The sequence below is a fragment of the Pseudomonas sp. GL_091 genome (genome assembly GCF_057837725.1).
The window spans coordinates 1,061,615-1,075,485 of record NZ_CM174451.1 but is presented as its reverse complement, the minus strand read 5'-3'; the positions used below and the strand labels follow the sequence as shown (position 1 = coordinate 1,075,485).

At 52.3% G+C, this 13,871-nt stretch carries 7 protein-coding genes and 2 rRNA genes; 4 read left to right on the top strand and 5 right to left on the bottom strand.

Annotated elements, in window-relative coordinates; all coding sequences use genetic code 11:
• Window positions 1-54: 54 nt before the first annotated feature.
• Window positions 55-2,948: ribosomal RNA gene (locus tag AC3ITY_RS04850) — 23S ribosomal RNA — on the bottom strand.
• A gap of 314 nt (window positions 2,949-3,262) precedes the next feature.
• Window positions 3,263-4,799: ribosomal RNA gene (locus AC3ITY_RS04845) — 16S ribosomal RNA — on the bottom strand.
• Together the 16S and 23S rRNA genes form the textbook arrangement of a ribosomal RNA operon.
• Window positions 4,800-5,507: 708 nt before the next feature.
• Here AC3ITY_RS04845 and AC3ITY_RS04840 point away from each other — a divergent pair.
• Window positions 5,508-6,374, top strand: a complete 867-nt coding sequence (locus AC3ITY_RS04840) for an OST-HTH/LOTUS domain-containing protein (protein WP_489307917.1) — start codon at window positions 5,508-5,510, stop codon at window positions 6,372-6,374.
• 692 nt (window positions 6,375-7,066) lie between these two features.
• A complete protein-coding gene (locus tag AC3ITY_RS04835; RefSeq protein ID WP_489307916.1) occupies window positions 7,067-7,396 on the top strand; it encodes a hypothetical protein in 330 nt (109 codons plus the stop codon).
• A gap of 78 nt (window positions 7,397-7,474) precedes the next feature.
• Here the strand turns inward: AC3ITY_RS04835 and AC3ITY_RS04830 are convergent, their stop codons facing one another.
• The 3 genes from AC3ITY_RS04830 to AC3ITY_RS04820 form a co-directional block, all read right to left on the bottom strand.
• Window positions 7,475-8,677 (bottom strand): hypothetical protein, encoded by a 1,203-nt coding sequence (locus AC3ITY_RS04830; protein ID WP_489307915.1) that lies wholly within the window; start codon window positions 8,675-8,677, stop codon window positions 7,475-7,477.
• Window positions 8,678-8,959: 282 nt separating this feature from the next.
• A complete protein-coding gene (locus AC3ITY_RS04825) occupies window positions 8,960-9,457 on the bottom strand; it encodes a DUF4411 family protein (RefSeq protein WP_489307914.1) in 498 nt (165 codons plus the stop codon).
• Window positions 9,454-10,590: an ImmA/IrrE family metallo-endopeptidase gene (locus tag AC3ITY_RS04820; protein WP_489307913.1), complete on the bottom strand. Its 1,137-nt coding sequence runs from the start codon at window positions 10,588-10,590 to the stop codon at window positions 9,454-9,456. Before AC3ITY_RS04820 ends, AC3ITY_RS04825 begins: the two co-directional genes overlap by 4 nt.
• 926 nt (window positions 10,591-11,516) lie before the next feature.
• On the opposite strand from AC3ITY_RS04820, the gene ltrA reads away from it, so the two are divergent.
• On the top strand, window positions 11,517-12,833 hold the full coding sequence (ltrA, locus tag AC3ITY_RS04815) for a group II intron reverse transcriptase/maturase (RefSeq protein ID WP_489307912.1): 1,317 nt from the start codon (window positions 11,517-11,519) through the stop codon (window positions 12,831-12,833).
• Between the two features lie 273 nt (window positions 12,834-13,106).
• Complete coding sequence (locus AC3ITY_RS04810; protein ID WP_489307911.1) at window positions 13,107-13,418, top strand: DUF3077 domain-containing protein; 312 nt, start codon at window positions 13,107-13,109, stop codon at window positions 13,416-13,418.
• Window positions 13,419-13,871: the final 453 nt, after the last annotated feature.

Genomic DNA, 13,871 nt, shown 5'->3' with positions numbered 1-13,871 from the left:
CTTCACACACCGCAATCTGGCCTCTCTCGAGTTCGCAAATTGCTTGGGTGTTATATGGTCAAGCCTCACGGGCAATTAGTATTGGTTAGCTCAACGCCTCACAGCGCTTACACACCCAACCTATCAACGTCGTAGTCTTCGACGGCCCTTCAGGGGACTCAAGGTCCCAGTGAGATCTCATCTTGAGGCAAGTTTCCCGCTTAGATGCTTTCAGCGGTTATCTTTTCCGAACATAGCTACCCGGCAATGCCACTGGCGTGACAACCGGAACACCAGAGGTTCGTCCACTCCGGTCCTCTCGTACTAGGAGCAGCCCCTCTCAAATCTCAAACGTCCACGGCAGATAGGGACCGAACTGTCTCACGACGTTCTAAACCCAGCTCGCGTACCACTTTAAATGGCGAACAGCCATACCCTTGGGACCGGCTTCAGCCCCAGGATGTGATGAGCCGACATCGAGGTGCCAAACACCGCCGTCGATATGAACTCTTGGGCGGTATCAGCCTGTTATCCCCGGAGTACCTTTTATCCGTTGAGCGATGGCCCTTCCATACAGAACCACCGGATCACTAAGACCTACTTTCGTACCTGCTCGACGTGTCTGTCTCGCAGTCAAGCGCGCTTTTGCCTTTATACTCTACGACCGATTTCCGACCGGTCTGAGCGCACCTTCGTACTCCTCCGTTACTCTTTAGGAGGAGACCGCCCCAGTCAAACTACCCACCATACACTGTCCTCGATCCGGATAACGGACCTGAGTTAGAACCTCAAAGTTGCCAGGGTGGTATTTCAAGGTTGGCTCCACGCGAACTGGCGTCCACGCTTCAAAGCCTCCCACCTATCCTACACAAGCAAATTCAAAGTCCAGTGCAAAGCTATAGTAAAGGTTCACGGGGTCTTTCCGTCTAGCCGCGGATACACTGCATCTTCACAGCGATTTCAATTTCACTGAGTCTCGGGTGGAGACAGCGCCGCCATCGTTACGCCATTCGTGCAGGTCGGAACTTACCCGACAAGGAATTTCGCTACCTTAGGACCGTTATAGTTACGGCCGCCGTTTACCGGGGCTTCGATCAAGAGCTTCGCGTTAGCTAACCCCATCAATTAACCTTCCGGCACCGGGCAGGCGTCACACCCTATACGTCCACTTTCGTGTTTGCAGAGTGCTGTGTTTTTAATAAACAGTCGCAGCGGCCTGGTATCTTCGACCGGCGTGGGCTTACGGAGCAAGTCCTTCACCCTCACCGGCGCACCTTCTCCCGAAGTTACGGTGCCATTTTGCCTAGTTCCTTCACCCGAGTTCTCTCAAGCGCCTTGGTATTCTCTACCCAACCACCTGTGTCGGTTTGGGGTACGGTTCCTGGTTACCTGAAGCTTAGAAGCTTTTCTTGGAAGCATGGCATCAACCACTTCGTGTTCCAAAGGAACACTCGTCATCAGCTCTCGGCCTTGAAATCCCGGATTTACCTAAGATCTCAGCCTACCACCTTAAACTTGGACAACCAACGCCAAGCTGGCCTAGCCTTCTCCGTCCCTCCATCGCAATAACCAGAAGTACAGGAATATTAACCTGTTTTCCATCGACTACGCTTTTCAGCCTCGCCTTAGGGACCGACTAACCCTGCGTCGATTAACGTTGCGCAGGAAACCTTGGTCTTTCGGCGTGGGTGTTTTTCACACCCATTGTCGTTACTCATGTCAGCATTCGCACTTCTGATACCTCCAGCAAGCTTCTCAACTCACCTTCACAGGCTTACAGAACGCTCCTCTACCGCATCACCCGAAGGTGATACCCGTAGCTTCGGTGTATGGTTTGAGCCCCGTTACATCTTCCGCGCAGGCCGACTCGACTAGTGAGCTATTACGCTTTCTTTAAAGGGTGGCTGCTTCTAAGCCAACCTCCTAGCTGTCTAAGCCTTCCCACATCGTTTCCCACTTAACCATAACTTTGGGACCTTAGCTGACGGTCTGGGTTGTTTCCCTTTTCACGACGGACGTTAGCACCCGCCGTGTGTCTCCCATGCTCGGCACTTGTAGGTATTCGGAGTTTGCATCGGTTTGGTAAGTCGGGATGACCCCCTAGCCGAAACAGTGCTCTACCCCCTACAGTGATACATGAGGCGCTACCTAAATAGCTTTCGAGGAGAACCAGCTATCTCCGAGCTTGATTAGCCTTTCACTCCGATCCACAGGTCATCCGCTAACTTTTCAACGGTAGTCGGTTCGGTCCTCCAGTTAGTGTTACCCAACCTTCAACCTGCCCATGGATAGATCGCCCGGTTTCGGGTCTATTCCCAGCGACTAGACGCCCTATTAAGACTCGCTTTCGCTACGCCTCCCCTATTCGGTTAAGCTCGCCACTGAAAATAAGTCGCTGACCCATTATACAAAAGGTACGCAGTCACCCAACAAAGTGGGCTCCCACTGCTTGTACGCATACGGTTTCAGGATCTATTTCACTCCCCTCTCCGGGGTTCTTTTCGCCTTTCCCTCACGGTACTAGTTCACTATCGGTCAGTCAGTAGTATTTAGCCTTGGAGGATGGTCCCCCCATATTCAGACAAAGTTTCTCGTGCTCCGTCCTACTCGATTTCATGACCAAGAGATTTTCGCGTACAGGGCTATCACCCACTATGGCCGCACTTTCCAGAGCGTTCCGCTAATCTCAAAGCCACTTAAGGGCTGGTCCCCGTTCGCTCGCCACTACTAAGGGAATCTCGGTTGATTTCTTTTCCTCAGGGTACTTAGATGTTTCAGTTCCCCTGGTTCGCCTCTTGCACCTATGTATTCAGTACAAGATAACCATCTTATGATGGCTGGGTTCCCCCATTCAGACATCTCCGGATCAAAGTCTGTTTGCCGACTCCCCGAAGCTTTTCGCAGGCTACCACGTCTTTCATCGCCTCTGACTGCCAAGGCATCCACCGTATGCGCTTCTTCACTTGACCATATAACCCCAAGCAATCTGGTTATACTGTGAAGACGACATTCGCCGAAAATTCGATTCTTGCTCATAACGAGCAACTCACAAATTTTACCTTAGCCTGATCCGTTACCAGTGAAAGTAACGTTCAGTCTATCTTTCTATCACATACCCAAATTTTTAAAGAACGAACTAGTCAAAGACTAGAAATCAATATTCACGCTGGAATACTCATTTCTAAACTCTAACGAAGCAGACCACCTTAAAGGCTGGCCTCTCGTCTTCTTCAATGAATCAAGCAATTCGTGTGGGAACTTATGGAGCAGCTGAGTCGTCGATTAAGGAGGTGATCCAGCCGCAGGTTCCCCTACGGCTACCTTGTTACGACTTCACCCCAGTCATGAATCACACCGTGGTAACCGTCCTCCCGAAGGTTAGACTAGCTACTTCTGGTGCAACCCACTCCCATGGTGTGACGGGCGGTGTGTACAAGGCCCGGGAACGTATTCACCGCGACATTCTGATTCGCGATTACTAGCGATTCCGACTTCACGCAGTCGAGTTGCAGACTGCGATCCGGACTACGATCGGTTTTGTGGGATTAGCTCCACCTCGCGGCTTGGCAACCCTCTGTACCGACCATTGTAGCACGTGTGTAGCCCAGGCCGTAAGGGCCATGATGACTTGACGTCATCCCCACCTTCCTCCGGTTTGTCACCGGCAGTCTCCTTAGAGTGCCCACCATTACGTGCTGGTAACTAAGGACAAGGGTTGCGCTCGTTACGGGACTTAACCCAACATCTCACGACACGAGCTGACGACAGCCATGCAGCACCTGTCTCAATGTTCCCGAAGGCACCAATCCATCTCTGGAAAGTTCATTGGATGTCAAGGCCTGGTAAGGTTCTTCGCGTTGCTTCGAATTAAACCACATGCTCCACCGCTTGTGCGGGCCCCCGTCAATTCATTTGAGTTTTAACCTTGCGGCCGTACTCCCCAGGCGGTCAACTTAATGCGTTAGCTGCGCCACTAAGAGCTCAAGGCTCCCAACGGCTAGTTGACATCGTTTACGGCGTGGACTACCAGGGTATCTAATCCTGTTTGCTCCCCACGCTTTCGCACCTCAGTGTCAGTATCAGTCCAGGTGGTCGCCTTCGCCACTGGTGTTCCTTCCTATATCTACGCATTTCACCGCTACACAGGAAATTCCACCACCCTCTACCATACTCTAGCTCGTCAGTTTTGAATGCAGTTCCCAGGTTGAGCCCGGGGCTTTCACATCCAACTTAACGAACCACCTACGCGCGCTTTACGCCCAGTAATTCCGATTAACGCTTGCACCCTCTGTATTACCGCGGCTGCTGGCACAGAGTTAGCCGGTGCTTATTCTGTCGGTAACGTCAAAACACTAACGTATTAGGTTAATGCCCTTCCTCCCAACTTAAAGTGCTTTACAATCCGAAGACCTTCTTCACACACGCGGCATGGCTGGATCAGGCTTTCGCCCATTGTCCAATATTCCCCACTGCTGCCTCCCGTAGGAGTCTGGACCGTGTCTCAGTTCCAGTGTGACTGATCATCCTCTCAGACCAGTTACGGATCGTCGCCTTGGTGAGCCATTACCTCACCAACTAGCTAATCCGACCTAGGCTCATCTGATAGCGCAAGGCCCGAAGGTCCCCTGCTTTCTCCCGTAGGACGTATGCGGTATTAGCGTTCCTTTCGAAACGTTGTCCCCCACTACCAGGCAGATTCCTAGGCATTACTCACCCGTCCGCCGCTGAATTCAGGAGCAAGCTCCTGTCATCCGCTCGACTTGCATGTGTTAGGCCTGCCGCCAGCGTTCAATCTGAGCCATGATCAAACTCTTCAGTTCAAACATCTTTGGGTTTTGAGAAAACCCTAAACTTGGCTCAGCAATCGTTGGTTACATCTTTGATTTCTCGCGGAGTAACTTGTGATGCTGATAATCTGTTGACTAGCAGTCTGACCCCACAAGCACCCACACGAATTGCTTGATTCAGTTGTTAAAGAGCGGTTGGTTAAGATCTTTCGTCTCAACCGAGGCGTGCATTCTATAGCAAACCCCTTTAAGCAGCACCCTTAAAAGCTTCTGATTTTAATAATAAAATCAACCACTTAAGCCAAAACCAGCATCAAACTGCTCGTTAGCGGGAGGCAAATAATACAGCATTAAAATACGTGGTCAACCCCTGCCTAGAAATTCTTTTCCCTTACCAAAGAGCCTAGGTTGCCACTATGAAAACTTCCAAGGTCTGTACAAAATTTTTACAAATACCTTTTGATTTTTTCCTACCATCAATCTTTAAAAAGCACTGTTGTTTCAATCAGTTACATTCCGCATAGCGCAGAAACGTAAAATGTTTTTACACAGCCTCGCCCCATAGCTGTCACTCGCCAGCGGCAGCTGTCGACCGATTCTGTTGAAAAAGTCCGAGCGGATTGACTCAACCTACACTGAGCTTGAAAAGCGTCCGATTTACGCGTTGCTCGTGCTCCTAGCAGGGCGAGAGTATTGCAGTGAATCGCTCCAGCCCTACCACTTATGCCTGAGTCGTTAATCATGGAGGACGTCACTACCATGCCCTCGGATGATGTACCTGCTATTCAACATATAGTGCAGCGCAAACTCGGACGCTGTCTGTTGCGCTTGCAACAATACGAACGGCAGCTGAAAGCCATTGTCGCGCATGGTGAGCTGAGCGGTCCTGCGGATCGGCTGCCTATCATCCGTGAGCAGAAGGTCGCACGTGCCCAGAACAAGACGATGGGCACGTTGATGGGGATGTTGACTGAAAGCTTTCTGTCCCCGCCGCCCCCAAATGAAGAAGAGTCACAGACGGAAGCCGATTCCGGTGACCAGATCTGGTTCAGCTATCGACACCAGTTGGAAATGCCAGCCGAGCACTATGAGGCAACGAAGGCCGCCCTCAAGGAGCTGGTTGACCTGCGCAATAAACTGGTTCACCACTTCATTGAGCGTTTCGATCTCTGGTCTGAATCAGGCTGCCAGGCGGCGGATGGTTTTCTGGAGGAAAGCTACGAAACCATCAATCGGCATTGTCTGAATCTGCAATGTTGGGCCAAAACCATGATTGAGGCACGAGCTAAAATGGCTTCGTTTATACAGAGCCAAACATTTGAAGACGCGCTCATCGACGGTATCAGGGAGGACGGTTCAATCTATTGGCCTGGCAGTGGGATATGCCGTTGTTTACGTGAAGCAGAAACCAAGCTTGCCGAAGGTGGCTGGACTCGACTAGAAGCAGCGATCCGCTGGATTGGTGGTACCTATCCAGAGCAGACGCCCAAGCGCTACGGTTGCAGCAGCTGGAGGCATGCGCTGCACGAATCACGGCAGTTCGAAATACGAAAATCCCAAGCTGATAACGAACCTACTGCCGTCTGGTATCGCAGCAAGGTCAGTTGAATGGGAAACTGAATCCTCCTCCATTTTGCAAGCGCGCTGAGTGACTGCTCCTAGCCGACTTCTGCCTGTCACTACCGTCAGCTTTGGGTCCAGGCTGTGTAAAAACGCAGACACTGTCTTGAAGTCTGTGTCGCTACGTAAAATCTGCCAATGATTGGTGTATCAGCGGACCTGAAATTTGTGTAGGAACGCGATTTTCGTTCTGGTTCTGACTGTCAAACCTGCTCTAAACCGTTTTTACACAGCCTCGGTCGTTTTCTGCCTGTCATGACTGACATGTTTGGGTCGACAGTTGCCTATAGCGGCAGGCCAGACTCCACCGAACCCAATTGCTTTGTTGACAGCAATGACTCACACAACATGCATCTCGTCGGAAATCAGAAAGGCGAAATCTGGAATCTTCAATCCACCAAGTTCCATTGATATAAATCACTCAAATTTACACTTTTCCGTATATTAAAAAGTGTACATGTGCTTTTATAGATATTAATCAAATGCTTAACCTATTCTTCGAGTCCCCCTCGGGCACCAAAATTAAGAAAGGTCTTGCTTTGCAAGGCCTTTTTTTTTCGCCTGCAGAAAAGCACCTGACACCCCACCGTCCTGTGTAGGAGCTGCCGAAGGCTGCGATCTTTTGATCCTGCTCTTCCATGCAGCCCACAACGGCAGAACATTTCACAAGGATTCTCTCCATGGAATTGCAGCTGGAAAGCGTTGCCCTCTTCTCCCTCAAACTGGCTTATGAATCGGAAGATTCAAGCCCGATTTTGCGGGATGATTTGGTCATGGGTGACTACCAGCGGGATGTGTTTGAGTTGCTGGTGCGGCAGGGGGATGTTGAGGCGATTCAGTTGAAGGTGGATGAGTGTGTGGGGTTGGCGCTGGAGGCCATTGGCGGTGTGGATAAGCCGTTGGGGCGGGAGTTGCGGAGGTTGGCGGGTGAATTTGCCGGTATCCAGACGATGGCGCAGATTGATGCACCGCTCGTTGCGCTCAAGGATTATTTGAAGGACATTCAGTGAATGAAGGCGGACGATTAAAAAATGATAATAAATCCGCCCCTTTTTGTTGTTCATTCAAGCCGCGGCGCAAATCCTGCATCAACGTGTAAGTTGCAAAGCAGGTAGAAGATGGACACGCACCCGCGGCCATTCAACCATACGACGAACAGCTTCAGTCCATACGTCTTTTGCAGACCTGCCAATAGCCAAGTGCAACCGTGGAGGCATACGGCTGACCTTGCTGTTGCTCGTGATCAGGCATAGTTTTGTGTATACGGGCAGGCGATGAAGCGATGTGCCTCGCAGGGCTGTGGGGCACATCAGCAATAGGTCACCGAAAGTAAACAGCTGATACGCCTCAACTTGCACCCTGGTGTCGGGACGTAGTCTGGTATGCCATTGCAGGGAGTCTATATCGCCAAGCCTCACCTGCTCGTCGAGAATGAAGCTTGTGGTCTGCATCTGGCGTATTTCCAACTTCCCGGCCACGACGTAGGTAATGCTCGACATCGCCCCGCGGGAGGCCAGCAGATATGCCATGAAGAGTGCAAGGATGCACAGCCCGGCGATGAATACCCTCCGATAAATATCGCCTTTGAGCAAATAAAATAACAATGCCGGAACCAGACTCAGTGCCAAAGTACAAATAGAAAACACGGCAACGAAATTTACTGCAGCCTGATTGTCTTGCCCCACATAGCTGTTAAGAATAAGTAAGAGGGGAAGTGATCCGGAGATCACCGTCAATACCAGCATGACTGCGATGGGCACATATATTTTCCTGCGCGCGCCCAAGGGAGCACCTGCCGCGATGAGTACCCGTAGCGTGGGGATTCTCGATACGCCAAGAAACGTAACCACGATGACTAGCGCCACGATAGCTATTGCTTCGCCAGTGTTCACATGACCACTGAAATAAAACACAAGCAGGACGAAAGCGGTAAGCCCGACCACCACCGGCACCACCAGCCACAGCCCGACGACTCTGGTCCTGCGACGATGCCGAGATACCAATGAGATCGATGAGGCGAACAACCAAGAACAAGTCATCAATACGCAGAGCTGCAACACCATGATGAACACTACGCAGATCATCCACACAAGCAACGCTGATTTCGAGTCCAGCGTCGACATGAATATGTCTACACGGCCGATCGCCAGCGTGTAAATGTACAGACTGAGCATCCCAAAGCCAGTACTGAGAAAGATCATTAAAACGCTGATGGGTGACCAGTACTGAAATATCCGCTTGAGCCACTTTCTGCTGCAGCTGGGGAAGGTCAAATCGGCTGTCCCTGTCATGACATGTCCTTAAATTACGCGCTGTTCCAAGTTCCCGTAGAAGGAGCGGACTAGAGCAAGAGCTCCCATTAACTTCCGACTATCCACATACTGCATAAACCAAAGTAATGGACAACTGAATAAAACATAAAAATCCCTAGCTACTTATCGAACCGCCCCCTCTCATATGCGATGTATGGAGAAAAATGAAACAGAGAAAAAGCGAAGAAAAATGGTCAGATCTATTTCCACTAACTCCTCTAAAAATTCCAAGCCCCGAACGATTTGAGCAAGTAGTTTATTTCAAGCAGGCAACACAAACCTTGCCTCAAGCCTATGCAACAACTCAAACGTATTCAAAAAAGGAACATTGAGCTCCTGACAAATATTGGGAATGATGAATTTTCGTTTAGCGTCGCGATTCAGTACCTCATGAGTAACGACTGTGGCCCCTGCAGTCATCGCTTTCGCAATTAACCAAGGGTCAGCACCCGCTAAGAACTCCTCCATAGCACCTATTTTCATCTTAGGCGCTTGGCCAGCCACAAGCCCCGCAATTTGCGCGAACGCCAGTTGCGTATCCTGATCGGTGGTGGAGTGAAAGAAATCGGAATTGTCCTTCGCCCAACCCGCCAGATCGTCATGCCCTTTTGTTAGTTCATCCAGTACCGGTGCAATACTGGCTAAAGCCAGTGCTTTATTTTTCAGCAACAACCATTGCCAGAATCCAGGACAGATAGCCATCCCGTAGTAACGGTTCTTCGCTTCGATCAGCGTGTTAGCGTCGAGTAAATGATTCATTCCGTAATCTTGCTGGCGAGAGTCCTTAATTTGGCAGGTTGCACGCCGAGCAAGTGTCCCGCCTCGCGTAGCAGCATCCGGCCACTCATTGCTTCAGTCAGCACTGCTTTGCTTAGGCGAGGGCTGTTTTTCGCGGTGGCGTTACGGTAATAGTCACCCGCCCCACCTTTCTCATCCTGGAAAGCCTTGAGGATCATTCGATAGTAAGCGCTGTAATACGCTTGGCTTATATAACCAAGATCCAATGCGCGGCGACCGATGGCTAATTTACTGATGTGAAACCGAGTGGCTAGCGGAGCTAAATTGTCTTCCCAGTTAACATCTGCGTTCCACAGGGCGCGAAATTGTGCTTCGGGAGCCAGAAATTCACCTGCAACAGCGTTGCAAAAACGTTCCTCGTCTCGACCGTTTGCGGTACTTCCGTCAGACACTCCACTGCTACCAATCCAGATATGGGCCAGCTCGTGAAGTAAAGTGAACAGCCTAGCGGTCGGTGCGTCGGAACTGTTGATAAATACAACGGGGGCGTAGGCATTGCTGATGGCAAAACCCCGAAACTCGCTCACTTCAAGTTTGCGGTGAGTATTCCCCAAAGCAATTCCACTGCGCATAACCAAAATGCCAGCCGTTTCCGCTGCCTCGATCAAGGCGCGGCTGTATTTTTCGTAATCCAATCGAGCAATGTCAGGGTTCACGCCGAGCACCCGGCGGATATCGTCCACCACCTCTCTGACTTGAGATCGACTACTGAAACGACCTACAAATGCCAGCGGTTGATGCTCCTGGTGTTGCAGATACTCCAGGTACCAGTCCTGCTTACGTATGGCATCCCTTACGGTATCCAACAGTTCCAAAGTGGGACGTTGAGGAGCAATCCCTCCCACTGTCCGCAGATCAGGTAAAGGCAGTTGCTCGACGGGAGGCTGCTGTAGAAACAGGAATCCGAAAGGGATGTGAGCGACACTCGCCCACTTTTGAGCCTGAAGGAATGTTGGCTTGGCCTCGCCAGCCTCCCACTCCTGAACTCGATCAGGTTTCACTGGCAGCTTTTTAGCAACCTGCTCAGTGGAGAGACCTGCGCGCTCCCGAGACCAGGTGAGCAGGCTTGGATTGACGTAGGCAGCTTGACTCATAGGGTCACAGGCAAATCAGATGTGGCCGGCAGGCGTTCGAGGGCATGCTTGGTGGATGCACTCGATTGACGCTGATTCCAGCTATCTGGCATTGCCTTTCTCCTTGGCTGTTTGAGGTCTGGTGGCAGCGACTACAGATTAGTCGATAAGCAGAACGGTAGGAGCGCGCGATTATGAGGTAATTCCGCAACGACCCGAAGCGCAAATATGTAACCCGCGGACAGATGGCATTGCCCTTTTTCCAGAGCCCCGCCGCGCCGTCATCACGTGGATATCCCAAAGACTTACCACCTAATCACCCAGCGCTCTCGAAGGTTGCAGCAAAACGATCTGCACGATACCCTCCCACCGTCGCTGCCAATTCAGCGACCGGGTGTGGTAACCCGAGTTATTCAAGGCGCAACAGCGCCCCAATCACGTCATCAGGCGCTTTTTTTATGCCTGCGGCGTGAGTTATGGCGGCTGTGCGTGGGACGCCCTCGGGCGTGCCGGTTTCGTGCGCCCAGCATGGGCGCAATCTTGTGGGTGCAAGTCCCACCGTAAGTTGACCACAGCAAACGAAGTGAAGCGCAACTGCATGAGGGTGACCGAGTGTGGGGAGGAAGCGTGGAGCGAAGCCGCGAGCTGATGTACAAAAATCGAATATGAGGCGAAGTCGGCCAGGGCGAGCGGGCGAATAACCGCGAAGCTCTAGTGGTCAAAAGGGCGACGACGTAGATTCGGCAGTTGTGCGGTGAAGGATTGCGTTCTTACCTGGGGAGATCTCGCCTAGCGCCTGAAAGGGCGACGGCGCAAGCCGGAGCGAGAAGTCAGCAGAGGCCGTAGTAGTCTTTTTTTTTAAGACGAAGGGCCGAACGAGAGAGAGCGTAGTAGGCCACCTTGATGCGACACGACCGGAAGTCAGATGCCTGCCAAACGCGGGGCGGATGCGGAGAAAGAGCGGTGAAGCCGTGAATCTCCCTGTCAGCGACGAGGCATGTTGCCCGCAAGGTGATACCGAAAGCGCAGGGCAAGGGTTGCTGCAATGCGCCTTTGCGAGAGAAAACCTGCAACAAGCGTGGAAGCGAGTCAAAGCCAATAAAGGTGCAGCGGGTGTCGACGGTCTGGACATTGATCAGACAGCTCAACATTTGCTGACAGAGTGGGCTGGGATTCGCCAACAATTGTTGTCAGGGGCGTATCGGCCCAGCCCGGTACGCCAAGTGGTCATCCCAAAACCCGACGGCGGCGAACGCGAGCTGGGTATCCCGACGGTCACCGACCGCCTTATCCAGCAAGCACTACTGCAAGTTTTGCAGCCTCTACTTGATCCTACCTTCAGTGAACACAGCTACGGTTTTCGTCCGGGTCGTAATGCTCACAGCGCGATTCTCGCGGCACAGCACTATGTATCCTCGGGCCGGCAAATCGTGGTGGATGTGGATCTTGAAAAGTTCTTTGATCGAATCGATCACGACATTCTGATTGATCGTTTAAGCAAACGGATTGCAGAGCAGCCGGTTATCCGGCTGATCCGGGCTTATCTGGACGCCGGAACGATGAAGGATGGCGCGGTTGAAAAGCGCCGTTGCGGGGCGCCGCAAGGCGGCCCGTTATCGCCCTTATTGGCGAACGTGCTGCTGGACGAAGTGGATCGTGAGCTCGAACGCCGAGGGCATTGCTTTGTGCGCTATGCCGACGATGCGAACGTTTATGTTTGCAGCCAAAAGGCAGGCGAGCGAGTAATGGCATTACTCCGGCGCCTGTATGAAAAGCTGCACTTGAGCGTCAACGAGAGCAAAAGTGCAGTGGCGAGTGCGTTTGGCCGCAAGTTTCTGGGCTACGAGTTCTGGTCCAGAAGAGGCGAAGTCAGGCGCGCGGTTTCATACAAAGCACAGAAGCAGTTCAAGCAGCGAATCCGCCAGCTTACCCGGCGCAACTGCGGCCGCAGTATGCAGCGGGTTGTCGATGACCTTCGCCGGTATCTGTTGGGTTGGAAAGCGTACTTCAGTCTGTCGCAAACTCCGAAAATCCTGCGTTTGCTGGAGGAATGGATACGGCACCGACTAAGGGCTATTCAACTGAAACAATGGAAACGCGGAACGACGGCTTTCACAAAGCTGCAGGCGCTGGGCGCCAATAGGGATGATGCACAAAGAGCAGTGGGAAACACCCGCCGCTGGTGGCGTACTAGCTGTCTTGGGTTGAATCGGGTGCTGAATCTGGCTTGGTTTGACCGCCTGGGATTGCCGCGTCTGTCCTGACCTCAATCTCTCGAACCGCCCGGTGCGGACCCGCATGCCGGGTGGTGTGGCAGGGGAACGGCAAGGCCGTCCCCTATGCCGATCTTGATTCCCGGTTTACCACCCTGCGCACAGCTGTCACCCATTCGTGTGGTAACGAACGTGGCAGCGCCTCATATCAAGGAGTTGGATAATGCGCAGTATCAATCCGTTTGAAATTTGGCTTTTCCCTCTACGCAATTCCCAATCGCGTAACACCCTCCCCCATTGCCTCTCCATCCTCGGAGGTGGGCAATGACTGAACAATCCGAACTCAAAACCATCGGCCTGACGCCCGCCATTTACTGTGCGGATCAAGCGCTGTTTCATGTCACTCGCGGGGTTCCTCTCGGCGATGCGTTATCCATGGCTTCCGATTTTCTGTTCCTGGCTAAGACACTCACTGAAGATGCTGCTTATGCCAGGGACACTGACCGTCATGCCTGGGTGGCACATTATCTGACTTCGATGAGTAAGGCGTTGGTGGATGATGCGGTGAAGGTGCTGACGCGGGATCGGACTTGTGCGCCGGTATCCAAGCGGGCGGGGGCGACGGCTGAAACTTAGTGGTTGAGGCCTGTGGGGTGTGGGTGGCTTGTGATGGTGGCAGCTGATTCAGCATTTATGTTGGCTGGGCTGGCGCTTTCGCGGGCAAGCCCGCTCCCACAGGGATTGCGGTGAGCTGACAGGCATTATTTGGCCTGAGTGGGTGAGTGGTTTGTGATTTCGGTACACCTTCAGTATTGGTGCTGGTTGGGCTGGCGCTTTCGCGAGCAGGCTCGCACCCACAGGGGGTTGTGTGTTTAGTGGGATTTGTGATTAGCCCCGGGGATTTCTTTAGGAAAGGCTTCGGAGGGGCTGGCTTAGGCAACTTCCATGTTCCAAAAACAAGAAGGCCCGAACGTAATGCCGGACTGAGCCAGCACCAGAGGATCGGGCGCGATTGGGATCAATGCTGTCGTAGCCTAATGACGATGTCAACGTCGCCAGCAGGAACGGTGGTTGCCTCGGTTTTTTCGC

Coding starts and splice junctions, on each gene's coding strand:
- AC3ITY_RS04840 (WP_489307917.1), top strand. CDS start 5,508: ATGGAGGACGTCACTACCATGCCCTCGGATGATGTACCTGCTATTCAA.
- AC3ITY_RS04825 (WP_489307914.1), bottom strand. CDS start 9,457: ATGAATCATTTACTCGACGCTAACACGCTGATCGAAGCGAAGAACCGT.
- AC3ITY_RS04830 (WP_489307915.1), bottom strand. CDS start 8,677: ATGACAGGGACAGCCGATTTGACCTTCCCCAGCTGCAGCAGAAAGTGG.
- AC3ITY_RS04810 (WP_489307911.1), top strand. CDS start 13,107: ATGACTGAACAATCCGAACTCAAAACCATCGGCCTGACGCCCGCCATT.
- ltrA (WP_489307912.1), top strand. CDS start 11,517: ATGCGGAGAAAGAGCGGTGAAGCCGTGAATCTCCCTGTCAGCGACGAG.
- AC3ITY_RS04820 (WP_489307913.1), bottom strand. CDS start 10,590: ATGAGTCAAGCTGCCTACGTCAATCCAAGCCTGCTCACCTGGTCTCGG.
- AC3ITY_RS04835 (WP_489307916.1), top strand. CDS start 7,067: ATGGAATTGCAGCTGGAAAGCGTTGCCCTCTTCTCCCTCAAACTGGCT.